The 25,419-nt window shown below is 72.1% G+C and carries 23 protein-coding genes and 1 rRNA gene; 18 read left to right on the top strand and 6 right to left on the bottom strand.

Features of this window, described 5'->3' with window-relative positions:
• The first annotated feature begins 145 nt into the window (after nucleotides 1–145).
• From rrf to ACIG3E_RS03570, 9 genes are all read left to right on the top strand, one after another.
• Nucleotides 146–262, top strand: a 5S ribosomal RNA gene (gene rrf, locus ACIG3E_RS03610).
• Between the two features lie 62 nt (nucleotides 263–324).
• On the top strand, nucleotides 325–990 hold the full coding sequence (locus ACIG3E_RS03605) for an HAD family hydrolase (RefSeq protein WP_399610711.1): 666 nt from the start codon (nucleotides 325–327) through the stop codon (nucleotides 988–990).
• 50 nt (nucleotides 991–1,040) lie between these two features.
• On the top strand, nucleotides 1,041–2,276 hold the full coding sequence (locus ACIG3E_RS03600; RefSeq protein WP_399610708.1) for an MFS transporter: 1,236 nt from the start codon (nucleotides 1,041–1,043) through the stop codon (nucleotides 2,274–2,276).
• Nucleotides 2,227–3,399, top strand: a complete 1,173-nt coding sequence (locus tag ACIG3E_RS03595) for an acetoin utilization protein AcuC (protein WP_399610706.1) — start codon at nucleotides 2,227–2,229, stop codon at nucleotides 3,397–3,399. Before ACIG3E_RS03600 ends, ACIG3E_RS03595 begins: the two co-directional genes overlap by 50 nt.
• A 165-nt stretch (nucleotides 3,400–3,564) precedes the next feature.
• The gene (locus ACIG3E_RS03590; protein ID WP_399610704.1) at nucleotides 3,565–4,380 is read left to right on the top strand and encodes a phosphatase; all 816 of its coding nucleotides are present in this window, start codon (nucleotides 3,565–3,567) and stop codon (nucleotides 4,378–4,380) included.
• 129 nt (nucleotides 4,381–4,509) lie between these two features.
• Entirely contained in the window at nucleotides 4,510–4,719 is a 210-nt protein-coding gene (locus ACIG3E_RS03585) for a helix-turn-helix domain-containing protein (RefSeq protein ID WP_157164103.1), read from the top strand.
• Between the two features lie 132 nt (nucleotides 4,720–4,851).
• Nucleotides 4,852–4,950 carry a 30S ribosomal protein bS22 gene (locus tag ACIG3E_RS03580; RefSeq protein WP_003948845.1) on the top strand — a complete coding sequence of 33 codons (99 nt, stop codon included), beginning with the start codon at nucleotides 4,852–4,854 and terminating at the stop codon, nucleotides 4,948–4,950.
• Between the two features lie 337 nt (nucleotides 4,951–5,287).
• Nucleotides 5,288–6,391, top strand: a complete 1,104-nt coding sequence (locus ACIG3E_RS03575; RefSeq protein WP_399610701.1) for an NAD-dependent epimerase/dehydratase family protein — start codon at nucleotides 5,288–5,290, stop codon at nucleotides 6,389–6,391.
• Nucleotides 6,392–6,405: 14 nt separating this feature from the next.
• Nucleotides 6,406–7,578: a lysophospholipid acyltransferase family protein gene (locus tag ACIG3E_RS03570; RefSeq protein ID WP_399610699.1), complete on the top strand. Its 1,173-nt coding sequence runs from the start codon at nucleotides 6,406–6,408 to the stop codon at nucleotides 7,576–7,578.
• 98 nt (nucleotides 7,579–7,676) lie between these two features.
• Here the strand turns inward: ACIG3E_RS03570 and ACIG3E_RS03565 are convergent, their stop codons facing one another.
• The 3 genes from ACIG3E_RS03565 to ACIG3E_RS03555 form a co-directional block, all read right to left on the bottom strand.
• Entirely contained in the window at nucleotides 7,677–8,909 is a 1,233-nt protein-coding gene (locus tag ACIG3E_RS03565; protein WP_399610697.1) for a DUF5667 domain-containing protein, read from the bottom strand.
• A 346-nt stretch (nucleotides 8,910–9,255) separates the two neighbouring features.
• Complete coding sequence (locus tag ACIG3E_RS03560; RefSeq protein WP_138961157.1) at nucleotides 9,256–10,026, bottom strand: ECF subfamily RNA polymerase sigma factor, BldN family; 771 nt, start codon at nucleotides 10,024–10,026, stop codon at nucleotides 9,256–9,258.
• A gap of 709 nt (nucleotides 10,027–10,735) precedes the next feature.
• Nucleotides 10,736–11,674 (bottom strand): HAD family hydrolase, encoded by a 939-nt coding sequence (locus ACIG3E_RS03555; protein ID WP_399610693.1) that lies wholly within the window; start codon nucleotides 11,672–11,674, stop codon nucleotides 10,736–10,738.
• 130 nt (nucleotides 11,675–11,804) lie between these two features.
• Between ACIG3E_RS03555 and ACIG3E_RS03550 the strand changes: the two genes are divergently transcribed.
• From ACIG3E_RS03550 to ACIG3E_RS03520, 7 genes are all read left to right on the top strand, one after another.
• Nucleotides 11,805–12,104 carry a glutaredoxin family protein gene (locus tag ACIG3E_RS03550; protein ID WP_399610690.1) on the top strand — a complete coding sequence of 100 codons (300 nt, stop codon included), beginning with the start codon at nucleotides 11,805–11,807 and terminating at the stop codon, nucleotides 12,102–12,104.
• Nucleotides 12,105–12,610: 506 nt separating this feature from the next.
• Nucleotides 12,611–13,366, top strand: coding sequence for a redox-sensing transcriptional repressor Rex (locus ACIG3E_RS03545; RefSeq protein ID WP_399610687.1), 756 nt, complete (start codon nucleotides 12,611–12,613; stop codon nucleotides 13,364–13,366).
• Nucleotides 13,363–15,045 (top strand): glutamyl-tRNA reductase, encoded by a 1,683-nt coding sequence (locus ACIG3E_RS03540; protein WP_399610684.1) that lies wholly within the window; start codon nucleotides 13,363–13,365, stop codon nucleotides 15,043–15,045. Before ACIG3E_RS03545 ends, ACIG3E_RS03540 begins: the two co-directional genes overlap by 4 nt.
• Entirely contained in the window at nucleotides 15,042–16,001 is a 960-nt protein-coding gene (gene hemC / locus ACIG3E_RS03535; RefSeq protein WP_399610682.1) for a hydroxymethylbilane synthase, read from the top strand. The genes ACIG3E_RS03540 and hemC overlap by 4 nt, the downstream gene beginning before the upstream one ends.
• On the top strand, nucleotides 15,998–17,668 hold the full coding sequence (locus ACIG3E_RS03530) for a uroporphyrinogen-III synthase (protein ID WP_399610679.1): 1,671 nt from the start codon (nucleotides 15,998–16,000) through the stop codon (nucleotides 17,666–17,668). Before hemC ends, ACIG3E_RS03530 begins: the two co-directional genes overlap by 4 nt.
• A 141-nt stretch (nucleotides 17,669–17,809) precedes the next feature.
• On the top strand, nucleotides 17,810–18,799 hold the full coding sequence (gene hemB, locus ACIG3E_RS03525; RefSeq protein ID WP_399610676.1) for a porphobilinogen synthase: 990 nt from the start codon (nucleotides 17,810–17,812) through the stop codon (nucleotides 18,797–18,799).
• A gap of 93 nt (nucleotides 18,800–18,892) precedes the next feature.
• Nucleotides 18,893–19,855, top strand: coding sequence for a zinc-binding dehydrogenase (locus tag ACIG3E_RS03520; RefSeq protein WP_399610674.1), 963 nt, complete (start codon nucleotides 18,893–18,895; stop codon nucleotides 19,853–19,855).
• A gap of 34 nt (nucleotides 19,856–19,889) precedes the next feature.
• Here ACIG3E_RS03520 and ACIG3E_RS03515 read toward each other — a convergent pair whose 3' ends face one another.
• The 3 genes from ACIG3E_RS03515 to ACIG3E_RS03505 all read right to left on the bottom strand — a co-directional run bounded on the left by ACIG3E_RS03515 (nucleotide 19,890) and on the right by ACIG3E_RS03505 (nucleotide 22,332).
• Nucleotides 19,890–20,780, bottom strand: a complete 891-nt coding sequence (locus tag ACIG3E_RS03515; RefSeq protein ID WP_399610671.1) for an NAD(P)-dependent oxidoreductase — start codon at nucleotides 20,778–20,780, stop codon at nucleotides 19,890–19,892.
• Nucleotides 20,781–20,978: 198 nt separating this feature from the next.
• Entirely contained in the window at nucleotides 20,979–21,512 is a 534-nt protein-coding gene (locus ACIG3E_RS03510; RefSeq protein ID WP_399610668.1) for a DUF4232 domain-containing protein, read from the bottom strand.
• 91 nt (nucleotides 21,513–21,603) lie between these two features.
• Entirely contained in the window at nucleotides 21,604–22,332 is a 729-nt protein-coding gene (locus ACIG3E_RS03505; protein WP_399610667.1) for a DUF4232 domain-containing protein, read from the bottom strand.
• A gap of 206 nt (nucleotides 22,333–22,538) precedes the next feature.
• Here ACIG3E_RS03505 and ACIG3E_RS03500 point away from each other — a divergent pair, with 206 nt between their 5' ends.
• Both ACIG3E_RS03500 and ACIG3E_RS03495 read left to right on the top strand, forming a co-directional pair.
• Nucleotides 22,539–24,017, top strand: a complete 1,479-nt coding sequence (locus tag ACIG3E_RS03500; RefSeq protein WP_399610664.1) for a helix-turn-helix domain-containing protein — start codon at nucleotides 22,539–22,541, stop codon at nucleotides 24,015–24,017.
• A gap of 137 nt (nucleotides 24,018–24,154) precedes the next feature.
• Complete coding sequence (locus tag ACIG3E_RS03495) at nucleotides 24,155–25,372, top strand: PLP-dependent aminotransferase family protein (RefSeq protein ID WP_399610662.1); 1,218 nt, start codon at nucleotides 24,155–24,157, stop codon at nucleotides 25,370–25,372.
• The last annotated feature ends 47 nt before the right edge of the window (nucleotides 25,373–25,419 follow it).

Below are 25,419 nucleotides of genomic sequence, written 5' to 3'. Positions count from 1 at the left end.
AAGCCTGGTAACGGGTGGAGTTGACTGGTACTAATAGGCCGAGGGCTTGTCCTCAGTTGCTCGCGTTCACTGTGTTGGTTCTGAAACCACGAACAACCCCATGCCCTGGGCGGGTGTGGTGCGGTTGTTTACAGTTTCATAGTGTTTCGGTGGTCATAGCGTGAGGGAAACGCCCGGTTACATTCCGAACCCGGAAGCTAAGCCTTACAGCGCCGATGGTACTGCAGGGGGGACCCTGTGGGAGAGTAGGACGCCGCCGAACAAACTTTGAAGAGGACCCCCGTGCCGGATGGCACGGGGGTTTTCTGCGTTTAGGGTCGAAGCATGCGATACGACCTTGTCATCTTCGACAACGACGGTGTCCTGGTGGACAGTGAACCGCTCTCCAATACGATCCTCGCCGGATACCTGACCGAGCTCGGGCACCCCACCACGTACGAGGACTCCCTGCGCGACTACATGGGCGCCGCGCTCCACCGCGTACACGACACCATTCTCGAACGGTCGGGACAGCGGCTGCCCGAAGACTTCGACGACGTCTTCCACGGCAAGGTCTTCGCAGCCTTCGAGCGGGAACTGGAACCCATGGCCGGGGCTTTCGAAGTGCTGGAAAAGCTGACCGCCGACGGAGTCGCCTACTGTCTCGCCTCCTCGGGGAGCCACGAACGCATTCGGGTCGGGCACCGGAAGACCGGGCTCGACAAATGGTTCGGGAAAGAACGCGTCTTCAGCTCGCAGGACGTGGGGCGGGGCAAGCCCGCACCGGATCTCTTCCTGTACGCCGCCGAGCGGATGGGAGTCGCGCCCGAGCGGTGCGTCGTAGTGGAGGACAGCCCGCTAGGGGTGCAGGCCGCGAAGGCGGCGGGGATGGACGTCTACGGCTTCACGGGCATGACCCCGGCCGAGCGACTGAGCGGGGCCACCCGGCTCTTCGGGGACCTGAGGGAGCTGACCACCCTTCTCGCTGACCACCCTTCTCACCGAAGTTGATGGGTGATCTATCTACCCAGCGGTAGCGCCCGGCCCTACGCTTCGCCGTCATGACGGAGACGCTACGGCGGGGCAGGACCTCGCTCGCGTTCGGCTTCCTGGCGCAGGGCGTCGCGTTCGCGCTCCTGGTGACGCGGATACCGGCGCTGCAGGACCAGTACGGGATATCCGACGGCCTCCTTCCGGTCTTCCTGGCGGCCGTGCCCGTGCTGGCCGGTGCGGGAAGCATGGGGGCCGAGCGGCTCGTGAGGCGCGTGCGGCCCAGCCGGGTGATGCGGTGGTCGCAGCCCGCCGTGCTGCTCGCGCTGCTCGGCGCGGGGGCGGGCGACGCGATGTGGGAGATCGCGGTGGCACTCGCGGCGTTCGGGGTCGCGGTGGGGGCGCTCGACGCCTCGATGAACATGCTCGGGGTGAGCCTCCAGCGGGCCTACGGGCGCAGCATCATGCTCGGCTTCCACGCCGCGTACAGCCTGGGCGGCATCGTGGGGGCCTCGCTGGCGTGGGCCGGCGCGCACTGGGACCTGTCGCTGTTCGTGCTGTACCTGCCGGTGGTCGTGGTGCTGCTGCCCGCCGCGCTCCTGGCGAGCCGGTGGTACGTCGACGACGGGGCGGAAGGCGCTCCGGAGGGGCCGGAAGGCGCGGACGGTGGCCGGAACGCCGAGGGCGGCGTGGTCGTTTTTCGGACGCTGTTGCCGCTGTGCCTGGTGATGGCGTTTGTGTACATCGGCGACTCGACGGTCTCCAACTGGGGTGCCAAGTACCTCCAGGACGTGCTGGGCAGCTCGGAGCAGCTGTCGACGGTCCCGTACAACGTGTACATGGTGACGGCCCTGGTGGGGCGGGGAGTTGGGGACCTGGGGGTGCGGCGCTTCGGGGCGGTGGCCGTGGTGCGGGCCGGAGCGGTGCTTGGGGCTGTCGGGTTCGGTGTGGTGGCTGTGGCTCCTGGGGCGTGGGTGGGGATCGGTGGGTTCACGCTGCTGGGGCTCGGGTTGTGCGTGATCGTGCCGCAGACCTTCGCGGCGGCGGGGCGGCTGTTCCCCGGGGCCTCGGACGCGGCGGTCGCACGGCTCAACATCTTCAACTACGTGGGCTTCCTGGTCGGTTCGCCGCTGGTGGGGGCGCTGGGGGACGGGTGGAACTATCGCGGCGCGATGGTCGTTCCCCTGGTGTTGGTGCTCGTGATCCTGCGGTACGCCCGGTCGTTCGCCCCCGGACCGGACCGATACGGTGACGGACATGAGCGGGCGCGCACAGCTGATGTGGGACGAGGCGGTAACGGGCTATGACTTCGGTCCAGAGCACCCCATGGACCCGGTCCGGCTCGCGCTGACCAGGAGCCTGATCGGTGCCTTCGGGCTCGACCGGGAGCTGGACGTCGTCGCGGCGAAGCGTGCCGGTGAGTCGACGCTGGGCCTGGTCCACCGCGAGGACTATGTGGCGGCGGTGAAGGCCGCCTCCGCCGACCCGGCTTCGGCGCGGGAGGAGTACGGGCTTGGCACGATGGACGTGCCCGCGTTCGCCGGGATGCATGAGGTGTCCGCGCTGATCGCCGGGCAGTCGGTCGGCGCCGCGGAGGCGGTGTGGCACGGCGAGGCCCTGCACGCGGTGAACTTCGCGGGCGGCCTTCACCACGCCATGCCGGGCGCGGCCTCGGGCTTCTGTGTGTACAACGACGCCGCGCTGGCCATCGCGCGCCTCCTGGAGCTGGGGGCCGAGCGCGTCGCCTATGTGGACGTGGACGTGCACCACGGGGACGGGGTGCAGGCCGCGTTCTGGGACGATCCGCGGGTCCTGACGATCTCCCTGCACGAGCATCCCCGGACGTTGTTCCCGCAGACCGGATGGCCGGAGGAGACGGGAGGCGAGGCGGCGCCGGGCAGCGCGGTGAACGTGGCGCTGCCCGCGGGCACCGGGGACGAGGGCTGGGTGCGGGCGTTCCACGCCGTGGTGCCGGAGCTGCTCGTGGAGTTCCGGCCGCAGGTCCTGGTGACGCAGCACGGCGCCGACACGCACTTCGAGGACCCGTTGGCGCACCTGGCGGTGTCGCTGGACGCGCAGCGGGCGGTGCAGATCGGTTGTCACGAGCTGGCCCATGAGTACGCGGAAGGGCGCTGGGTGGCCCTCGGCGGGGGCGGATACGCGGTGGTGGACGTGGTGCCGCGGTCCTGGACGCACCTGGTGGGCGTGGTGGCGGGGCAGGAGGTCGACCCCTCGGCGGGAGTGCCGGAGGAGTGGGGGCGGGAGGTGTTCGCGCGGGCGCGTGTTCCCGCGCCCGGGCGGATGACGGACGGGCGGTGGCCGGTGCGGTGGCGGGGCTGGGACGAGGGGTACGACCCCGCCGACCGCGTGGATCAGGCCGTATTGGCGGCCCGGCGGGCGGTGTTTCCGCTGCGGGGGCTGCTCGCCTGAGGCTCGCGCGGAGCCCAGGCCCCGGGGCCGCCGCCCCTGCCCTTGTCGGCGCTGCGCGCCTCGTCCTCGGACACCGGACGGCCTGTTACCACCGTGTTAGCCCAACTGTGCGGTGTTTTCGGGGTTTTCGGGGTGGGGGTGGGGTGGCTGCGGCAGCATCGGGGCGTGTTGAGCACCGGAGCGTTGCGCGCGCATCTGCTGGCGGCCCGGCTCGCCGGGCCCGTGGCCACGTCGCGGGAGGAGAGCCTGCGCAGCTACCGGCTCTTCGCCGCCCGGGACCCGCGGATACTGCTCGGGCTCGATCCCGAATGGACCTGGGGCACCGGCGACTTGCTGCGGCTCATGGCCGACAAGTGCGGGGTGTCCGGCGATCCGAGGCACACTACGGGAGCGGATGTCATCGACCCGGAGCGGACGTTGGCGGCGCTCGACGCGTTCGCCGAGCGGCTCCGGGAGGCGGCCCGGCAGCGGGTTCCCGTGCTGCTCGGGACGGGGCACCCGCACCGACTCCTGGGCTTCTACGCCGCGTTGGCCGATGCCCTGTCGGCGGCGGGCTGCCAGGTCCTCACTCCCGCGCAGGGTTGCCGTGTCGACATAACGACCCGGTTCGGCCTACGCACGTACAACCTTGACTACGTACAAGGTGTCGCGCTGGTGCGCGAACCCGGCGTGCGTCCCACCGGGAGTGAGACCGGCGCACACAGCCATTCGCCCTTGCCGGTTCGACGGGCTCTCGGGGTCCAGGCGGAGTCCGGGGGCCCCCTGCCCGAGCTGGTCATCGGGGACCACGGATGGGTCTGCGGAGCAGGTCAGCTGGGGTTTGAGGCGATCGGTCTGGCGGATACGGACGATCCGGCCCTGTTCGTCGGAGAGGCGGAGGGGCGAGTGTCCGTCGTCGTTCCGCTTGATGACGCTGTGCGGTCTGATTACTACCGACCGCTTACTCGCTATGTACTCAATCGAGCGTGTCTGTCACAGTAAACGGCCGATGGCAGCTCCTCTTCCCCACTCGCATCACCCGCCCCTACTCTGGGGAGTGAGCGCACAGCGACGAGGAGTCACCGGAAGGGGAAGCCGGTGCGCGTCATGTGCGGAAGGTTCAGGTGTGTCATGGCTGCTGACCAGAGGCCTCTCAGCGAGGTTGCGTTCCTGACCGTGGCGGAGGTCGCCGCGGTGATGCGAGTCTCGAAGATGACCGTGTACCGGCTGGTGCACAGCGGTCATCTGCCCGCAATCCGGGTCGGAAGGTCCTTCCGAGTCCCCGAGAACGCGGTTCACGAGTACCTTCGCGACTCATACGTGGGGGTGGAGACAGCCTGAGCGACCTCTCTCGATTACAGGCTCGGCGAACGGGCGGGTAGGCTAGGCCGACGTAGGTCGTGTGGGCCCAGACGCCCCGCACCGATATCCCCGCTGACGCGGGGGTGATCCGAGAAGTGAGCGAGGGTAGTCGTGGGCTCTGTTATCAAGAAGCGGCGTAAGCGGATGGCGAAGAAGAAGCACCGCAAGCTGCTGAAGCGCACGCGCGTTCAGCGCCGCAACAAGAAGTAAGCGGCAGCTGAGCGAGCGAGCCAGCGCACGTACTGAAGCCCTCCCGTCGTCCGACGGGAGGGCTTCAGTGCGTTCTGGAACCCTCGTCATCGGTGAGGGCTCTCTCATATGGGGTTCAACTGTTCAAAGGCGGGCGAACGGCTTGATCTCTACGAAGTCGTGTGGCCGTCGTCACTTCACGCAGCTCGCAGTCATCACAGCGCAACATCGACCCGCTAGCGTTGGCCACGCACGTAACGCGAGGCCGGACGCGCCGCGAGGTCTGAAGAGGCCGAAGCGCGGTACGCGGCCCGCAACAACCGAGGCAACGCGGGGCTGGGGAAAGGCGGCGCTGATCTTGGGCAAGGTCGTGCTCGTGACCGGGGTGGCCCGGCAGCTAGGCGGCAGGTTCGTCCGGCGCGTTCAGCGCGACCCCGAGGTCGAGCGGGTGGTCGCCGTGGACGCTTTCCCGCCCGAGCACCATCTGGGCGGCGCCGACTTCGTGCAGGCCGACATCCGGCAGCCGACGATCACCCGGGTGCTCGCCGAGCACGCCGTGGACACGGTCGTGCACATGGACGTCACGGGCACCGCGCTCGCCGGCGGCAGCCGCGGCTCGGTCAAGGAGACCAACGTCATCGGCACCATGCAGCTGCTCGGCGCCTGCCAGAAGTCGCCGACGGTCAAGCGCCTGGTGGTGAAGTCGAGTACGAACGTCTACGGCTCGGCGCCGCGCGACCCGGCGGTCTTCACCGAGACCACGCCGCCCAAGTCGCTGCCGAGCGGCGGCTTCGCCAAGGACACCGTCGAGGTCGAGGGCTATGTGCGGGGCTTCGCGCGGCGCCGCCCGGACGTCGCGGTGTGCGTCCTGCGGTTCGCGAACATCCTCGGCCCGGCCGCGGACTCGCCGCTCGCCGAGTACTTCTCGCTGCCGGTCCTGCCGACGGTCTTCGGCTACGACCCGCGCCTGCAGTTCGTCCACGAGGACGACGTGATCGAGGTGCTGCGGCTCGCCTCGCACGAACCGGCGCGGTCCACGCTCAACAGCGGCACCTTCAACATCGCGGGGGACGGTCTGCTGCTGCTCTCGCAGTGCGCGCGCCGTCTCGGCCGCCCGACGCTGCCGGTGCTGCTGCCCGCCGTCACCTGGGTGGGCACCGCGCTGCGCACGCTCGGCGTCACGGACTTCTCGCGCGAGCAGATCCGGCTGCTCACCCACGGCCGGGTCGTGGCGACCCGGCAGATGCGCGAGACACTGGGGTTCAAGCCGAAGTACACGACCGCGGAGACCTTCGCGGACTTCGTACGCGGCCGGGGCCCCGGGCTGCTGCCTCCGGACGCGCTCGCGGCGGCCGTCGACCGGGTCGCGGCACTGCCGTTCGCGGGCGGCGGTACGGAGCGCGGCGCCCCCGCGGGCGCCGGACGCGGAGCCGACGACAGTGCCCACCACAGCGCCAACTGAGGAGATCGTCAACGATGGCGGACGCCAAGGTCATTCCGTTCGACGACGACCGGTCGCGTGGGGCAGGCCAGCGGCCGCCGCGCCGCCGGACCACCGTGTCGCGCCGCAAGGGCGACGCGGCGAAGGTGCGCGAGGTCAAGGCGGTGCCGACCGGAGGGGACGGTGACGTTCCGGCGGTGGAGGAGGCGCGGCCGGGGACCGCGGGCGGGGCTTCTCCCGAGCCGTCGGGGCGGCGGCCGCGGCGGGACGGCCGGGCCCGCGCCGGGGTCTCCCGCGCCGGGACCGCCTCCGCCGAGGAGCAGGAGGCGGTGGCGCCCCGGGTGCCCGAGCCGCGCGGTGGCGGCGGGGGCGGCTGGGACCGGCGGATCGCCGGCGGCCTGGCCTTCCTGCGGCGGCGGCTCACAGGGGACTACGAGGTCGACGAGTTCGGGTACGACGCGGAGCTCACCGACCAGGTGCTGATGTCGCTGCTCCGGCCGGTCTACGACAAATACTTCCGGGTCGAGGTCAAGGGCATCGAGAACGTGCCCGCTGACGGCGGGGCGCTGATCGTCGCCAACCACTCGGGGACGCTGCCGTGGGACGGCCTGATGATGCAGGTCGCCGTGCACGACCACCATCCGCAGCAGCGGCATCTGCGGCTGCTCGCGGCCGACTTGGTGTTCATGCTGCCGGTGGTGAACGAGCTGGCGCGCAAGGCCGGGCACACGCTGGCCTGTGCGGAGGACGCGGGGGCGCTCCTGGAGCGGGGCGAGCTCGTCGGGGTGATGCCCGAGGGCTTCAAGGGCATCGGGAAGCCCTTCGGGGAGCGGTACAAGTTGCAGCGGTTCGGGCGGGGCGGCTTCGTGTCCACGGCGCTGCGGACCGGGTCGCCGATCGTTCCGTGCTCCATCGTGGGGGCGGAGGAGATCTACCCGATGGTGGGCAACGCGAAGACGGTGGCCCGGGTCCTTGGCTTTCCCTACTTTCCGCTGACTCCTACGTTTCCTTGGCTGGGGCCGCTGGGAATGGTGCCGTTGCCCACGAAGTGGACCATTCAGTTCGGGGAGCCGATTCCCACGGACGGGTATCCGCCGGAGGCCGCCGAGGATCCGATGCTGATGTTCAACCTCACGGACCAGGTGCGGGAGCAGATTCAGCACACGCTGTACAAGTTGCTGGTGCAGCGGAGGTCGGTGTTCTTCTGAGCGGGGGCCGCGGCCCCCGGACTTCGACGCAGACGCCTCCGCCCACTCGCCCCTGTTTCTTCGGGAGTTCGGAAGCGAGTGGGCGGAGGCGTTGAGCGCTACTTCTGTTCCTCGTCCTCGATGCCCAGTTCCGGGAGGAGGCCGGGGATGAGGGGCGGGAGCGTCACTTCCGGCTTCGCGGGCGTGAGGCTGCTGTGGGGCTTTTCCGAGGTGTTGTGCGAGGGCGGCGGGGTGTGCGGCTTGGGGGGCTCGATCAGCCCGTCCGTGACTCCGGGGAGGAGGCCGTCGCTCTCCTTGTGGGAAGGCGCGGGGGCCTTGGGCCTGCCCGGGGCGCGGGGCGGCTGGGAGCCGTCCGGGGTGTGCGGGGAGGGGCGGTCCCCGCGGGGCGCCTCGGGGGCGTCCTGGCGGGGGCGGTCGTCCGGTGCGCGGTGCTTTCCGGGAGGGCTGGGGAGCAGGGAGCGCAGCGGGTCGACTTGCTGCTCTATGGCGTCGAAGACCGAGGTGACCTCTTCGCCCACGTCACCGAGCTGGACGGGGAGCTTGGCACGCAGGTCGCGCCAGCTGGCGCTGTGGGCCTTGGCGAAGGAGGAGAGCGCCTGGATGGGGCCGAGGGAGCCGTCGCGCTCGTAGGCCTGGCGGAGCAGGCGGTGGCCCTCGGAGGCGTCGTGGCGCATGCCGGAGAGGGCGCGGCGGACCTCGCCGAGGGACTCGTGGTCGAGTTCGCCCGCGCGGGCGCGCTCCATCAGGCGGCGGGCCTCGCTGAGCCTGGTGGAGGCCTGGTCGAGGTAGATCCGGCCGCGGTCGGTGTCGCTGTCGGCCATGCCGAGCTTGAGGTCTTCCATGCCGCGCTTGAGGCCGTAGAGCGAGTCGCCCGGCAGCGCGTCGTTGCTCGCGGCGGCGATGCCGCCGAAGGCTCCGGCGGCCACGCCCACGGTGAGTCCGCCGGCGGCGATGCCTTTGGACAGGCGGGAGCGCGGCTTGAGCTTCCGCAGCGCGCGGTGGGCGCCCTTGCGGGAGCGCTGGCGCGGCACGGAGGCCGTATCGCCCGTGGTGCCTTCCGCGAGCATGGCCTCCATGGCCGCCACGAGCTGGGCCCGCTGCACCACCTTGACCTCGGGGTCAAGCTCCGGCCTCGGGAGCTGGGCCAGGCCGTCGGCGAGCGCCAATAGGCGGTCGTGCTCGGCCGGTCCTGGGGCCGCGGTGTCGGTGCGGGCGACCGTGGGGTCGGCGGGTTCTTCGGGCTGCTCGGCCGCCGGGTCCTGGCCGGAGTGCTCCTCCAGGGCCTGGGCGAAGGCGTTCGCCCGCCGGTGGGCCGATACGTTCGCGATCACTGGCGGCACCTCCTCTCGTCATGACGTCGACTCCCCAGGGGTCCTGAGGGTTGCAGGTCCTGAGCGCTTCCACACGATCGGGTGAGCGAATGGAGCGTCCCCCTGCTCTTTCGGAGCTCGGGGGAGGTCAGGATGCGACCACAGGGAGCCTGCATCCCGCACAACGAGCGTCGCGGCACTTGGGTTACGGACGGAGGATGATCGGACCGCCAGAGAATGGGGAGGCGCCGCGACGGCCATCTGGCCGCCACGGACGGTGAGTTGGCCGTCGCCGAGGGTGTCGGGGCGAGGGCCCGGCCGGGTCGGTGGCCGCTGGGTGGCCGCGTCGCGGCCGGGGTGGGGACGGTCAGCGGGCGTCGTCCGGGAGGAGCCGGGCGAGCGTACGGACGGCTCGGTACTGGAGGGTCTTGATCGCGCCTTCGTTCTTGCCCATCACGCGCGCGGTCTCGGCGACGGAGAGGCCCTGGAGGAAGCGCAGGGTCACGCACTCCTGCTGCTGCGGGTTGAGGCGGCGGACCGCGTCCAGGAGCGCGGCGTTCGACAGGGATTCGAGGACGGAGTCCTCGGGGCTGCGCTCGACCTCGTTGGCGTCGAGCATTTCGCCGGTGGTCACTTCGAGGCGGAACCGGCTCGACTTGAAGTGGTCCGCGACGAGGTTGCGGGCGATCGTGACCAGCCAGGCGCCGAAGTCGCGGCCCTGCCAGGTGAAGGTGCCGATGCGGCGCAGGGCGCGCAGAAAGGTCTCACTGGTGAGGTCCTCCGCGGTCGCCTTGCCGCCGACGCGGTAGTAGATGTAGCGGTAGACCGTGTCGCTGTACTGGTCGTAGAGGCGGCCGAACGCGTCGGCCTCGCCCGCCTGGGCGCGTTCGACGAGGTCCATCATGCGGGCGCTGTCACTGTCCGCGGCGGGGCGGCGGGTGGTGGTGGCGGCGCCGGAGCGCGACCGTCTGCTGACCGCGGCACCGCCGTCCGCCAAGGCGTAGCACGGCCCGGCGGGTGCCGGGACGGCGAAGGCGGGGACGGCGTACGCGGTGGGGACGAAGCCGCGCAGGCGGTCGAGGACCGTTGCGCGCAGCGTAGCCAGGCCCGAGGCGTCAACCCCGACGTGTGGGTACACGGGACTCCCAGAGGCAGAGCTTCCATCACGTGCAGTGCGGGACCATTCACCCGTCGTAGCGACGTGCAAGGTCCTGTCATGCGTCTGAGGAGAATAACGCTTCGTACAGGCAGCGCTACACCCAGTTGCTCAAATCATCGATTACGTCGCTTCTCTTACCGATCAGCGGTCGGACAAGTACCGGTTATTGAACGCTTGTTGATCGAAACGGCGCGCATTCCGGCTGAGCGGGGGGCGTGTTGTGGCCGAGTTGAACGAACGGGACTGGCGGGAGGCCCGAAGGGTAAGAGAGAACGATTACCGCCGTTTTCGCACAGGTGACGGTACGTGTCCACCACCGCCCCGCACGCATGAACGAGCGAGGCGACAGCCATCGAGCCGGTCCGGTGCCTGCGGACGAGGTGAGCGGCGCGACAGTAATCAAGCCCGTCCGGCGTTTGAGGACGAGCGCGCAGGGCGTCGGGGGAGCCCGTTCGGTGTCTGCGGACGAGGCGAGGGGGGGCGACGGCAATCAAGCCCGTCCGGCGTTTGAGGACGAGCGCGCAGCGCGATAGAGAGGCCGGTCCGGTGTCCGAGGACGAGGCGGTCAGTGCCACAGAGAAGCCCGTCCGGCGTTTGAGGACGAGCGCGTAGCGCGATAGGAGGGGCCCGTCCGGCGCTGGAGGACGAGGTGCGCAGCGCCGAGGGGCGGCTCACGTGCCCCGAGGGCTCAGCGGCGGCGACGGTGCAGGGCCACCGCAGCCGCAGTAGCCCCGGCCAGCGCCCCGACCCCCGCGGCGGCCGGAATGCCGACCTTCGCGGCCTTCCGCCCCGTGCGGTAGTCCCGCAGCCGCCAGTCGCGGGCGCGGGCGTGCTTGCGCAGCTTGGCGTCGGGGTTGATCGCGTAGGGGTGGCCGACGAGGGACAGCATCGGGATGTCGTTGTGGGAGTCGCTGTAGGCGGCGCAGCGGGCCAGGTCGAGGCCCTCGGCGGCGGCCAGGGCGCGCACCGCCTCGGCCTTGGCGGGGCCGTGCAGGGGCTCGCCGACGAGCTTGCCCGTATAGACGCCGTTCACGGACTCGGCGACCGTGCCGAGCGCGCCGGTCAGGCCGAGGCGGCGGGCGATGATCGTGGCCATCTCCACCGGTGCCGCGGTGACCAGCCAGACCTTCTGGCCCGCGTCGAGGTGGGCCTGGGCGAGGGCGCGGGTACCGGCCCAGATGCGGTCGGCCAGATAGTCGTCGTACACGGCCTCGCCGATGGAGATCAGCTCGGCGACGCGGTGGCCCTTGACGATGGACAGGGCGCTCTCGCGGGCGTCCTGGAGGTGCTCGGGATCCTCGCCCGCGAGCCGGAACCAGGCCTGCTGCCAGACGAACCGGGTGAGCTCGCGGCGTTGGAAGAATTTGCGCTGGTACAGGCCGCGGCCGAAGTAGAAGAGCGCGGCGCCCTGCAGCACGGTGTTGTCGAGGTCGAAGAAGGCGGCGGCCTTGTCGTCGCCGACCACCGGGAACTCGGGGCCCTCGGCCTCGTCGGGCGCCGGGGTCCGCGCGAGGTCCTCCAGCTCCTGCGAGGACTTGCGGGCGGCCTCCGCCGAGGCCTCGCCTGCCAGGACGCTGCGCGCGGTGGCGGAGCGCCTACGGGGATGGAGCCAACCGAGAGCGGCCATGCCGTCGAGCATAGCCACTCTGTTCGGTTGTCCCGTGAATGCGAGGATGCGAACCCGTCAACTCGCTGTGTCGTACTGGTCACAGCGCGAGGTTCGCACGGTGTGCGGGAGCGCGTAGGAAGCTGGAGGCATGAGCCCGATTTTTCGTAGGACGGCGAAGCGAACGGTCGAGAGCGCCGCGAAGGCGCCCGGGGACCGGCTGGTGACGCTGGTCGGCAAGCCCGGGTGCCATCTGTGCGAGGACGCCGAGGCTGTCGTCGCGCAGGTGTGCGGCGAGCTCGGCGTCGCCTGGGAGAAGAAGGACATCACCGAGGACGAGGCGCTGCACCGGGAGTACTGGGAGCAGATCCCGGTGGTGCTCGTGGACGGGGAGCAGCACACCTTCTGGAAGGTCGACGCGGGGCGGCTGCGGCGGGCGCTGACGGAGTAGCGGGGGTGCGGTGGCGGACGGAGGCGACGGCGGACGGGGCGCGTCGCCGGACGTGCATGGCCGTACGGGGCTCGTCGCCGGACGGGGCGCGTCGCCCGGGCGTGCGTCGCCGTACGGGGTGCGTCGCCGTACGGGGTGCGTCGTCGGACGGGGTGCGTCGCCGCGGGTGATCGCATAGCACGGCCGTGAGGGCCCCGGCTGCGCCGATGGCTGGTTATGACGTCCGGAGCTGTCCGGAAAGTCGTTTAGCATCGGGTGCGGTTGTGAGGTCTCGGGGGCGATGATCATGAGGAGTGTGTGCGGCTTTGCCCCCGTCAGGTGAGTGTCGTTCCTGGCCGTGCGCCGGTTCCACGAAAGTGCGCCAGGGGCGCGTGACCCCGGTCACGTTGGCCGGGCAAATCGGACACCATCTTTGTGCACGCGTTCACAAAGACATAGCCTGCTGTCGACGGGGCGGTCTGGGGACGTGGGGCCGCCCGCAGCCCCGCTCTACCCGCAGGAGCACCGTGGCAACTGGCCGAACTCACCGACCGGCGACCCGTAGCCGAGGGATCCCCGAGGCCACCGTCGCCAGGCTTCCGCTGTACCTGAGGGCGCTGACCGCACTGTCGGAGCGCTCCGTGCCCACGGTCTCCTCCGAGGAGCTCGCGGCCGCCGCGGGGGTCAACTCCGCGAAGCTGCGCAAGGATTTCTCGTACCTCGGCTCGTACGGAACGCGGGGCGTCGGCTACGACGTCGAGTACCTCGTCTACCAGATCTCGCGCGAGCTCGGCCTGACCCAGGACTGGCCGGTTGTCATCGTCGGCATCGGTAACCTCGGCGCCGCCCTGGCCAATTACGGCGGGTTCGCCTCGCGCGGGTTCCGCGTGGCCGCCCTCATCGACGCCGACCCGGCGATGGCGGGCAAGCCCGTCGCGGGCATGCCGGTGCAGCACACCGACGACCTCGAGAAGATCATCACGGACAACGGTGTCTCGATCGGCGTGATCGCGACCCCCGCGGGCGCCGCCCAGCAGGTCTGCGACCGTCTCGTCGCCGCCGGTGTCACCTCCATCCTGAACTTCGCGCCGACCGTCCTGACCGTCCCGGACGGCGTCGACGTGCGCAAGGTCGACCTCTCCATCGAGCTGCAGATCCTCGCCTTCCACGAGCAGCGCAAGGCCGGCGAGGAAGGGGCGGGCGACGGCGCCGCCGCGCCCGCCGCCGCCCAGGAGCACCGGAAGGGACCCGACGGGGACGTCCCCGCGGTGATGCCGGCATGAGTCTCCTCGTCGTTGGCCTCAGCCACCGGAGCGCCCCGGTGAGCGTCCTGGAGCGGGCCGCGCTCACCGTCGACGCGCAGTCCAAGCTGCTGCACGACACGGTGGCCGCCGAGCCCGCGGCCGAGGCCGCCGTGCTCGCCACCTGCAACCGCATCGAGCTGTACGCGGACGTGGACAAGTTCCACGCGGGCGTGGCCGAGCTGTCGACGCTGCTCGCCCGGCACAGCGGCGTGAGCCTCGAAGAGCTCACCCCTTATCTGTACGTGCACTACGAGGACCGGGCGGTGCACCACCTGTTCTCGGTGGCGTGCGGCCTCGACTCGATGGTCGTGGGCGAGGGGCAGATCCTCGGCCAGATCAAGGACGCCCTGGCGCGGGCGCAGGACCTGCACACCGCCGGGCGGCTGCTCAACGACCTGTTCCAGCAGGCGCTGCGCGTCGGCAAGCGGGCGCACTCCGAGACCGGCATCGACCGGGCCGGGCAGTCCCTGGTGACCTTCGGCCTGGAGCAGCTCGCCGGGCGCGAGCCGGTGGAGGCGTGGGCCAAGGGCAAGCGCGCCCTGGTGATCGGCGCGGGCTCCATGTCGTCCCTCGCGGCGGCGACCCTCGCGCGCTCCGGCGTCGACGAGGTCGTGATCGCCAACCGCACCCTGGAGCGGGCCGAGCGGCTCGCCCAGATCCTGGCCGAGGGCGGCACCGGCGTGCGCGCCCGGGCGGTCCGGATGGACGCGGTGGCGGCCGAGCTGACACGTGCCGACGTGGCCGTTTCCTGCACCGGCGCGACGGGCCTTGTGCTCACGGGCGACGATGTCGCGGCGGCGGTCTCCGGCCGGACGGGCACGCCCGCGGTGACGCTTCCCGGTCAGGCGGGCGCCCCCGCCGCCGGTGACGCGGACCGGGCCCGCGCGGACGACACCCGCCTCGGCACGCCCGGCGACGGCACCGAAGGCGCGGAAGGCACCGACGGCCCCGAGGGCCCGGACGCCGGACCGCACATCGGCGACGCCCACGCGTACGAGCAGCACGGCGCGCTCGTCGACAACAGCCCCTCCGTCGGCGGCGGCGCGGCGCGGACCGCCACGGCCGTGGCCCGCGCGCAGGTCGCCGCCCCCGCCCGCACCGTCGCGCTCGCGCTGCTCGACCTGGCCATGCCGCGGGACGTCGACGCGGCCGCGCACCGCGTCGAGGGCGTCCGGCTCGTCGACATCGAGTCGCTCGCGGAGGCCTCCGCCGACGCGCCGATGGCCGCCGACGTGGACGCCGTGCGCACGATCGTGTCCGACGAGGTGGCCGCGTTCGGCGCCGCCCAGCGGGCCGCGCACATCACGCCCACCGTGGTCGCGCTGCGCACCATGGCCGCCGACGTCGTCAGCGGCGAGATCGCCCGGCTCGACGGACGGCTTCCGGGGCTCGGCGACAAGGAGCGGGCCGAGATCACGCAGACCGTGCGCCGCGTCGTGGACAAGCTGCTGCACGCGCCGACGGTGCGGGTGAAGCAGCTGGCCAGCGAGCCCGGCGGCGCCGGGTACGCGGACGCGCTCCGCACCCTCTTCGACCTGGACCCGGAGACGGTCGCGGCCGTCTCCCGGGCCGACCACCTGCGGGACGCCCCCGGCGCACAGGCGGGCCAGCAGGACCAGCACCACCAGAACGACGACCCGAAGCGAGGCCGGGCATGACCGAGAGGGCCCTCAGGCTCGGGACCAGGCGCAGCAAGCTGGCGATGGCCCAGTCCGGCCAGGTCGCCGAGGAAGTCAGGCAGCTGACGGGGCGTCCCGTCGAGCTGGTCGAGATCACCACGTACGGCGACACCTCGCGCGAGCACCTCGCGCAGATCGGCGGCACCGGTGTGTTCGCGACCGCGCTGCGCGACGCGCTGCGCGAGGGCGAGGTCGACTTCGCCGTGCACTCCCTGAAGGACCTGCCGACCGCGCAGCCCGAGGAGTTCACGCTCGCCGCGCTTCCGGTGCGCGAGGACCCGCGGGACGTGCTGATCGCGCGCGACGGCCTGACCTTCGCGCAGCTGCCCGACGGGGCCCGGGTGGGCACCGGCTCGCCGCGCCGCATGGCGCAGCTCAACGCGTACGCCCGCGCGCACGGTCTGACCATCGAGACCGTGCCGATCCGCGGCAACGTCGACTCCCGGATCGGATACGTGCACGACGGGCGGCTCGACGCCGTCGTGCTCGCCGCCGCCGGACTCAGCCGCGTCGGCAGGCTCGACGAGGTGACCGACTTCCTGTCGGTCGACATGGTTCTGCCCGCCCCCGGCCAGGGGGCACTGGCGATCGAGTGTGCCGCGTCCAACGCGGCCCTCGTCGCCACGCTCGCCGAGCTCGACGACCCGTACACACGGGCCGCCGTGACCGCCGAGCGATCCCTGCTCGCCGCCCTGGAGGCCGGCTGCAGCGCACCCGTGGGGGCGCTGGCCGACCTGCTGGCCGACGGACAGGTTGTCAAGGAAATGCGCCTGCGCGGCGTCGTCGGTGCCACCGACGGCTCGTCGCTGGTGCAGCTGACCACCACCGGTCCCGTGCCCGAGACGGAAGACCAGGCGACGGCGTTTGGGCGGGAACTCGCCGCCGAGATGCTCGCCAAGGGCGCGGCCGGTCTGATGGGGGAGCGAGCACTTTGAGCCCCACCTCGAACCTTCCCGGCCTTCCCGCACACGGGCACGTCACCTTTCTCGGTGCCGGACCCGGAGATCCGGGACTGCTGACTCTGCGCGCCGTCGAGGCGCTGGCCCGAGCGGATGTGCTGATCGCCGAGCCGGACGTTCTCGATGTCGTACGTGTGCATGCCCGAGGGGGTGTGGACACACCCCTGCAGCAGGACGCCGACGGCACGTCAGAGGGCGCTCAGGCGCCGACGGCCGCACCGGATCGGGCTGCGGCCAATCTTGTCATGGAGGCGGCGCGGAGCGGCAGGCGGGTCGTGCGTGCGGTGACCGGCGATCCCGGCCTGGACACGGACGCCGCGGACGAGATGCTCGCCTGCGCCGCCGAGGGCATCCCCTTCGAGGTGGTGCCGGGCATCGCGGCCGCGGTGGGCGTGCCCGCCTACGCGGGGGTGCCGCTGCGGGACGCGCAGGGCACCGACGTGCGCTTCGTCGACGCGCGCACCGCGTCCGACCGCTGCTGGAGCGAGGTCGGCGCCTCGGACGGGACCGTGGTGGTCTCGACGGCCCTGGACTCGGTGGCCGCGGCCGCCGGTGAGCTGGTGGCCGCCGGGCGCAAGCCCGACACGCCGATCACGGTGACCGTCGCCGGTACGACGACGCGCCAGCGCACCTGGACCGCGACGCTCGGCACCATCGCGCAGGTCTTCAAGCAGGCGAAGGTCCTCCCGTCGCCCGACGGCGGTCGGCCCGTCATAGCCGTGGTCGGTGAGCGTTCCGCCGCCGCCCAGCGCGACCAGCTGTCGTGGTTCGAGTCGAAGCCGCTCTTCGGGTGGCGAGTGCTCGTGCCGCGCACGAAGGAGCAGGCGGCGTCGCTCTCCGACCAGCTGCGTTCGTACGGCGCGGTGCCGCACGAGGTGCCGACGATCGCCGTGGAGCCGCCGCGCACGCCCCAGCAGATGGAGCGGGCCGTCAAGGGGCTCGTGACCGGGCGCTACGAGTGGATCGCCTTCACCTCGGTGAACGCCGTCAAGGCGGTGCGCGAGAAGTTCGAGGAGTACGGGCTCGACGCCCGCGCCTTCGCGGGCATCAAGGTCGCTGCCGTGGGCGAGCAGACGGCGGCCGCGCTGATCGCCTTCGGCGTGAAGCCGGACCTGGTGCCCAGCGGCGAGCAGTCCGCCGCGGGCCTCCTGGAGGACTGGCCGCCCTACGACCCCGTCTTCGACCCGATCGACCGGGTGTTCCTGCCCCGGGCCGACATCGCCACGGAGACGCTGGTCGCCGGGCTCATCGACCTCGGGTGGGAGGTCGACGACGTCACCGCCTACCGGACCGTGCGGGCCTCGCCGCCGCCCGCGGAGACCCGTGAGGCCATCAAGGGCGGCGGCTTCGACGCCGTGCTCTTCACGTCGAGCAGCACGGTGCGCAACCTGGTCGGCATCGCCGGCAAGCCGCACAACGTGACCGTCATCGCCTGCATCGGGCCCGCCACGGCGAAGACCGCGGAGGAGCACGGCCTGCGCGTGGACGTGATGGCTCCCGAGCCGTCGGTGCACCAGCTGGCCGCCGCGCTCGCGGAGTTCGGCGCGCGCCGCCGCACGGCCGCCCTTGCGGCGGGGGACCCGGTGACCAGGCCCAGCGAGCGTCGGCCAGGAGCGCGGAGGCGGCGGGCCGCGGCGCCGTAAGGTGCCCTCGCGGGGCGTGCCCCGGGCCCGCCCCTTCCCGGACCGGAGGGCGCTGCCCTCCGGGACCTTTCGTTCATCGGCCTTCGGCCTCGTCCTGAGACGCCGGACGGGCTGGGTCAGCCCGCCGGAAGGGAGTCAAGAGTGAGCACCTACGGTTCGTTTCCCGGCTCGCGGCCCCGGCGGCTGCGCACCACCCCCGCGATGCGGCGGATGGTCGCCGAGACGCGGCTGCACCCGGCCGATCTGATCCTGCCCGCCTTCGTGCGGGAGGGCGTCGACGAGCCCGTGCCGATCGACGCGATGCCGGGTGTCGTCCAGCACACGCGGGACACCCTGAAGAAGGCCGCCGTCGAGGCGCTGGAGGCGGGGGTCTCCGGGATCATGCTGTTCGGCGTGCCGGAGGAGTCCAAGAAGGACGCCCTGGGCACGCCGGGCACCGACCCGGAGGGCATCCTCCAGGTCGCGATCCGCGACGTGCGGGCCGAGGTCGGCGACGACCTCATCGTGATGTCCGACCTCTGTCTGGACGAGACGACGGATCACGGGCACTGCGGAGTCCTCGACAGCGAGGGCCGCGTCGACAACGACGCCACCCTGGAGCGGTACGCCGAGATGGCGCAGGTGCAGGCCGACGCGGGCGCGCACGTGGTCGGGCCGAGCGGCATGATGGACGGCCAGGTCGGCGTCATCCGGGACGCCCTCGACCAGACCGGTCACGAGGACGTGGCGGTGCTCGCGTACACCGCCAAGTATTCGTCCGCGTTCTACGGCCCCTTCCGGGAGGCCGTGGGCTCCTCGCTGAAGGGCGACCGCAAGACCTACCAGCAGGATCCGGCCAACCTCCGCGAGTCCCTGCGGGAGCTGGCGCTCGACCTGGAGGAGGGCGCCGACATGGTGATGGTGAAGCCCGCCGGGCCCTACCTCGACGTCCTCGCCAAGGTCGCGGAGCGCGTGGACGTGCCCGTGGCCGCGTACCAGATCTCCGGTGAGTACGCGATGATCGAGGCCGCCGCCGAGCGCGGGTGGATCGACCGGGACAAGGCGATCATGGAGACGCTCACCGGGATCAGGCGGGCCGGGGCCAACCTGATCCTCACCTACTGGGCGACCGAGGTGGCCCGGCAGCTCTGAAGTCCTCTCCCGGCCGCGCTTGACCTCAACGTAAGTTGACGTTTCAGAGTGGTGTGCGTCAGGTCGTTCGTCGCCCGCTGGGGAGGACCACAGATGCACGCCGTCGTGCTGCGCGAATTCGGATCCGCCGAGAACCTTCGCTACGAGACCGTGCCGGACCCCGAGCCGGGGCCCGGCCAGGTGCGGATCGTCGTACGGGCGGCCGGGGTCCACTTCATCGAGACCGTGATGCGGGCGGGAGCCGCCAGTGACCTGGCGCCGCCGCTGCCCGAGCTGCCCGCCGTCCTCGGCGGCGAGGTCGCCGGGGTCGTCGACGCGGTCGGCCCCGGGGTCGACGCCTCCTGGCTCGGGCGGGCCGTCGTGACCGCCTTCGGGGCGCCCGGCGGCTACGCCGAGCTGGCCGTCGCCGGGGTGGAGCAGGTCTACCCCCTGCCCCAGGGGCTCGGGTTCCCCGACGCCGTCGCCATGGTCGTCACCGGCGCCACCGCCGTGGGGCTGCTCGACATCGCCCGGATCACCGCCGACGACGTGGTCCTCGTGACCTCCGCGGCCGGGGGCGTCGGCCGCCTCGTCGTCCAGCACGCGCTCGCCGTGGGCGCCACCGTGGTCGGCGCGGCGGGCGGCCCCGCCAAGGCCGAGGCCGTACGCAAGCTCGGCGCCGAGGCCGTCGACTACCGCGAGGACGGCTGGGACGACGCCGTCCGCCAGCTGCTCGGCGCCGACCGGCCGGTGACCGTCGTCCTGGACGGGGTCGGCGGCGCCCTGGCCGCCACCGCCTTCGAACTCATCGGTGACGGCGGCCGGTTCGTGTCCATCGGGGCCGCCTCGCAGGTCGGCTTCACCCCCGCGTCCGACCGGGTCGCCTACGTCAACGCGCTGCACGACCTCCTGGCCCGGCCCGGGGACCGGCCCGGCTACGAGCGCCGCGCCCTGGATGCGGGCGCGCGCGGCGAGCTGGTGCCCGCCGTGCAGTCCTTCCCGCTGTCCCACGCGGCGGAGGTGCACGCGGCCCTGGAACGCCGGGAGACCACGGGCAAGGTCGTCCTAGTGCCCTGAGCGCTTCGCTGGAATTGCCGCGATGGGCCGTCGCTTAGCCCCGCTGGAGGAGTTCGGCGAGGCGGGACAGGCCGTCCGCGCCGTGGCCCTGTGCCACCGCGCGGTCGAGCAGGGGCTGGAGGCCCGCGAACAGCTCGTCGCTGACGCCCGTCTCCGCGAACGCCGCGAGGAGGTTGGGGAACGCCGCCTGGTTCACCTCAAGGCTGGACACGTCCGTCAGGTGCTGCCCCGACTCCAGGGCGGCCGCGGTGCCGGGCACGATGCCCCGGGTCATCGCGACGATCCAGTCGGCCAGGAGCGGCGCGAACTCCTGCGGCGGCACGCCCGCCCGGCCCGTCAGGGCGAACGCCTGCGCCACGCCCTGGATCATCCCGTACATGCCGGTGAGCAGCGACAGGTCCCACAGCGCGGCGAGGCCCGCGTCCTGGCCGACCCACTTGGTTTCGGCCAGCGCGGCCAGCGTCTCGCGGTGCACCTGGAACGCCTTCTCGTCACCGCTGTAGAGGATGTAGGCGCCCGGCGTCGCGATCATCGGGGGGATCGCCATGATCCCGGCGTCGACGTACGCGATGTCGTGCTTCGCCGCCCAGGCCGCGAGCTCGCGGGCCTGCGCCGGGGTGCCGTTCGTGGTGTTCACCAGAGTCTTGCCGCGCAGCTCCTCGGCGAGCGGCTCGAAGACGTCCCGGACGTGGTCGTTGAGCGTGAGGCAGGCGATCACCAGCGGGCTGGCGGCGACCGCGGCCAGGGGCGTCTCGGCGGGGGTCGCGCCCTGGGCCGCGAGGGGGCCGGTCTTCGCGGCCGTACGGTTCCAGACCGTGGTGGGGTGGCCCGCCCTGAGCAGGGCGGCCGCCAGGGCGCTGCCCATGTTGCCGAGCCCGAGGACGGACACGGACGGCTTGGCGGACGCGGAGGACGCGGAGGGCATGGGTGCTCCTAGGAGGAAGGAAGGGGGATCGAGGTGATGCCTCGATCCTCCGGCCCCACGATCCTTCGGACAAGTACCGACTTTTAAGTGCGTACTTACGATTTGGTCAGTGAAGGCGCCGCGCCCGCGCACCAGGGGGAGGTGCGCGGGCGCGGCCGGGGCGAGTCGTACGGGTCCCGCGGACCTACCGGTAGGGAGCTACCAGGAGAGGGCGTCCGCGGCCGTCGACTGCCAGTAGGTGACGAAGGCGGAGCTGTCCACGTACACGCTGCCGCCCGGGAGCTTGGGGTGGGTCGTGGAGCCCACACCGCCGTTGTCCGCGCGGTTGGCGAAGAGGACACCGAGCTTCTTGGCCCGGTAGCCGTCGTGGCCCTCCGGCGACGAGGTGCCGATGCCCGCGTACGCGGACTGGCCCGGCTTCAGCGTGACGACCGCCTGCGGGACGCTGTCCCGGAGGATGCGGGTGGAGGCCTGCGCGTTGTCGAAGCGCAGGTACGGGGCGTTGTACGCGTAGCAGGTCTTGGTGCCCGTGTTCTTGGCGGTCAGGAGCAGGTGGTTGACCGGGCGCTGGACCTCCTTGACGGTGACCTTGGTGGTGGCGGCGGAGCAGGCGACCGGCGCGGCGGCCTTGGCGGGCGTGGCGGCCGTCGCCGCCGTCCCGGCGAGGGTGGTCAGGGAGAGCGCGGCGGTGAGGGTGAGGAGGGCGGTGGTGGTGCGGCGGTTCGTGCGCATGGGCGGGTCCGTCTCTTTCTCTTTCGCGTGTGCGGTGGGTGAGGTGGTGCGGTGCGTCCGTTGCGGCTGCGCGGCCGGACGCGGGAGGTGGTCAGTTGAGCGCGTCGGTCGAGCTGGTCAGCCAGTACGTGACGCGCAGCTTGTCGTCCACGTGGACGCCCTTCGCCTGGAGCGCGGCCTGGGCCATCCGGTCGCTGCCCTCGAAGCCGACCTCCAGGCTCTGCGCGGTGTAGCCCTCGCCGCCGCTGCCGTCCCCGGCGGACAGGATCGCCCCGGCGTAGCCCTTGGCGCCCGGCTTGAGCGAGGTGACGGCCTGCGGCTTGGTGTTCTCCATGACCGGCGGGACGGATTGCGCGTTCTCGAACTTGAGCCGCGGGTAGCCCTTCAGGTCGCACATCTTGGAGCCGGTGTTGGTGACCGTGATGAGCATGTAGTTGAGGGGGCGCTGCACCGGGGTCGCGGTGATCGAGGTGTTGGCGGCGGAGCAGGGCACGCGGTTCGCCGGGTCGTACGGGTCGGACTCCGTGCCGCCGGACGCGCCGGACGAGCCCTTGCCGCTCCCGGAGGAGGGGCCACCGGAGCCCTTGCTTCCGCCGCTCCCGCCGGAACCGTTGGCCGTTGAACCGTCGTCAGTCCCGTCGGGCCGCTGTGCTCCGTCGGACTCCTGTGACGAGCTGCCCGTGGACGACTGCGTGGGCTTCGCGGCGCCCTCGTCCCGGGTGCCGTCTTCGTCGTCGCACGCCGTCAGCGAGAGCGCGGCGACCGCGATCGTCGCGGCGGCGAGCAAGCGGGTACGGGGACGTCGGACGGGCGCACGCATGGCTGGTCTCTTCTCGTGTGACGGGGTAGACGCGTGCCGCTCGGCCGGGCCGTGGCGAGCGGCGTGCTTGGATGACCAACAGCTTGTGCGGGTTTTCGTCCCAGCCGTTAGCTTCACCGCGGCGTTCGGGACGCTGGAACGTTCGTACCGGCCCTGAGCTGGGGGAATAGGCGTCGCCTGGAACGGTGGCGCGGGAAGGAGAACACGTGGGGGCGGGCGATCTCGCGGAGCTGTTGCGAGAACTGAAGGGGCGGTCCGGGCTCAGCTACGGAGTCCTCGCCAAGAGACTGCACGTCAGTACGTCGACGCTCCACCGCTATGTGAACGGCACCGCCGTGCCCACGGAGTTCGCCCCGGTCGAGCGCCTCGCCCGGCTGTGCAAGGCCACGCCGGAGGAGCTGGTGGAGGTCCACCGCAGGTGGATCGTCGCCGACGCCACGCGCGGGCGTAAGGCGGAGCCGGCTGCGCCCTCAGCACCTGCCGAGGCCTCCGAGCCCGCGGCCACCCAGGCCGCACCGGATCCCGCGAGCGTCGTCGACACACCCGCGCCCCGGCCGGAACCGGAAGCCGTCCAGGAACCGGAAGCCGTCCAAGGACAGGAACCGGAATCGGAGCCGCAGCCGGACCCCGGACCCGGCCCGGACCCGGAGCCGGAGAGGCAACTGCGGCCCCGCCCCCGCAAGACCCCCCGCCTCCCGCGCGGCAAGCGGCAGCGGCTCGGCGTCCTCGCCGCCGTCGGTGTCGTGCTCGCCATCGGCGGCACCGCCCTCGCCGTGCACTCGGCGTCGGGCAGCTCCGGCGGCAACGGCAAGAACGCCACCGCGGACGAAGGCCCCCGCCCCGGAGCCGAGCGCTCCCCGTCCGGCACGCCGGGCCAGAAGGAGCCGTCCGGCAAGCCCTCCGTCACCTCCTCGGCCAAGCCCCCCGAGAAGGACGTGGACAAGAAGGACGGCGGCGGCCCGAAGGGCGCCCCCCAGGGCGGCGGGGAGGGCAGCGAGGACCGCTCCTCCGGCGCCGGAGGCAAGGCGCCCGGAAGCGCCTCGGCCCGCCGCCTCATCACCGTGTCCACCAACCCCCAGTACTGGCAGGACGACTGCGGGCGCCCGTACCTCATCAGCCGCCCACCGAGCAGGCTGCCCGCGCCGCCCACCTCGCAGGACGCCCCGGGCTGGGTGTCCGCGTTCGACGGGGTCTCCGCCGAGCAGCACGACGTGAAGTTCACCGTCCAGGGGACCGGCAAGGAAACCGTCGTCCTGGAGTCCCTGAACGTCCGCGTCGTCGGCAAGAGCGAACCGCTCGCCCGGAACATGTACCTCATGGGCTACCTCGGCGTGGGCTGCGGCGGCGACGTCCCCAAGCATTCCTTCGACGTACAGCTCGACAGGGGACAGGCCGCCCTCGTCTCCCAGGGCGACGAATTCCCGTACAAGGTCAGCGAGAACGACCCCGAGACCTTCTACGTCTTCGCCACCAGCAAGACCCGCTACGTGCGCTGGTACCTGGAGCTGGAGTGGTCCAGCGGCTCCCGGCACGGCACGGAGATCATCGACGACGAGGGCAAGCCGTTCCGCACGAGCGGCTCCCCGAAGAACCGCACCTACGGCTACACCCTCGAGGACAAGAAGTGGGTGAAGGCGTGGCGCCGCCCCAACGGGGAGGACGGGTACGACTGGGAGCGCGGCTAGCGGCGGCGGGACCAGGCGGGCGGAACCGGGTGGGCGGGACCGGGACCGCCCGGGGCGCGCGCGTCCGCATCGCGAGAAACGACTCCTGTAAGGGCCACCCAGCCGCCTAGGCTGCTCGGCAACCGAAGGAGCAGACGATGACCGCCACCGCACCCGCGCCCAGCACCGCCCCCGTTCCGGCCCTCGCGGCCCGAGCCGCCGCCGTCGGCGGCTCGCCCGTACGGGACATCCTCGCGGTCACCGCACGCCCTGAGGTCATCAACTTCGCGGGCGGTCTGCCCGCGCCCGAGTTCTTCGACAGCGAGGGCGTCGCCGCCGCCTACCAGGCCGTCCTCGCCGCCCGGCCCGGGCAGGCGCTCCAGTACTCGACGACCGAGGGGGAGCCCGCGCTGCGGGCCCGCATAGCCGGGCGGTACACCGACGGCGGGCTCCCCACCGACGCCGACGACATCCTCGTCACCACCGGCTCCCAGCAGGCCCTCTCGCTGCTCGCCACGGCCCTCGTCGAACCCGGGGACACCGTGCTCGTCGAGAACCCCTGCTACCTCGCGGCACTCCAGGTGTTCGCCTTCGCGGGCGCGCGCGTGGTCCCCGTGCCCGGCGACGAGCAGGGCATCGACCCCGGCGCCCTGGAGGCGCTGATCGCCGAGCACCGGCCCAAGCTCCTGTACACCGTGCCCACGTTCCAGAACCCGACCGGGCGCACCATGCCCGCCGCGCGGCGCGCCGCCGTCGCCGCCGTGGCCGGTCGGCGCGGCCTCTGGATCGTCGAGGACGACCCCTACGGGGAGCTGCGGTTCGAGGGGGAGCGCGTGCCGTGGATCGCCGCCCACGCCGGGGCCGAGGACCGGACCGCGCTGCTCGGCAGCTTCTCGAAGGTGATGGCGCCCGGCCTCAGGCTCGGCTGGCTGCGGGCCCCCGCCGCGCTGCGGCGCGCCTGCGCCATCGCCAAGCAGGCCGCCGACCTGCACACGCCCACCGTCAACCAGCTCGCCGCCGCCTGGTACTTGGAGCGCTACGACCTGGACGCGCACGTGGCGAAGGTCGCCGGGGCCTACCGGGAGCGGCGGGACGCGATGCTCGCGGGCCTGGCGGCCGCGCTCCCCGAAGGGTCCACGTGGAACCGCCCCGAGGGCGGCATGTTCCTGTGGGTCCGCCTGCCCTCGGGCCACGACGCGACGGCCCGCCTCCGCGAGGTCGTCGCCCACGACGTGGCCTACGTCCCCGGAGCCCCCTTCTACGCGGGCGCCCCGGACCCGGCGACACTGCGCCTGTGCTTCGTGACGCAGACGCCGGAGGAGATCGCGGAAGGGCTGCGGCGCTTGAAGTCGGCGTTGATCGGACAAGCGGAGTGACCCCCGTGAGGCGGTCTCGTTACACTCGGTGGTGTCGGAAGGGAGAC

Source organism: Streptomyces sp. NPDC053474, assembly GCF_044544845.1.
Lineage (GTDB): Bacteria > Actinomycetota > Actinomycetes > Streptomycetales > Streptomycetaceae > Streptomyces.
This window is presented reverse-complemented; position numbering and strand designations above follow the sequence as displayed.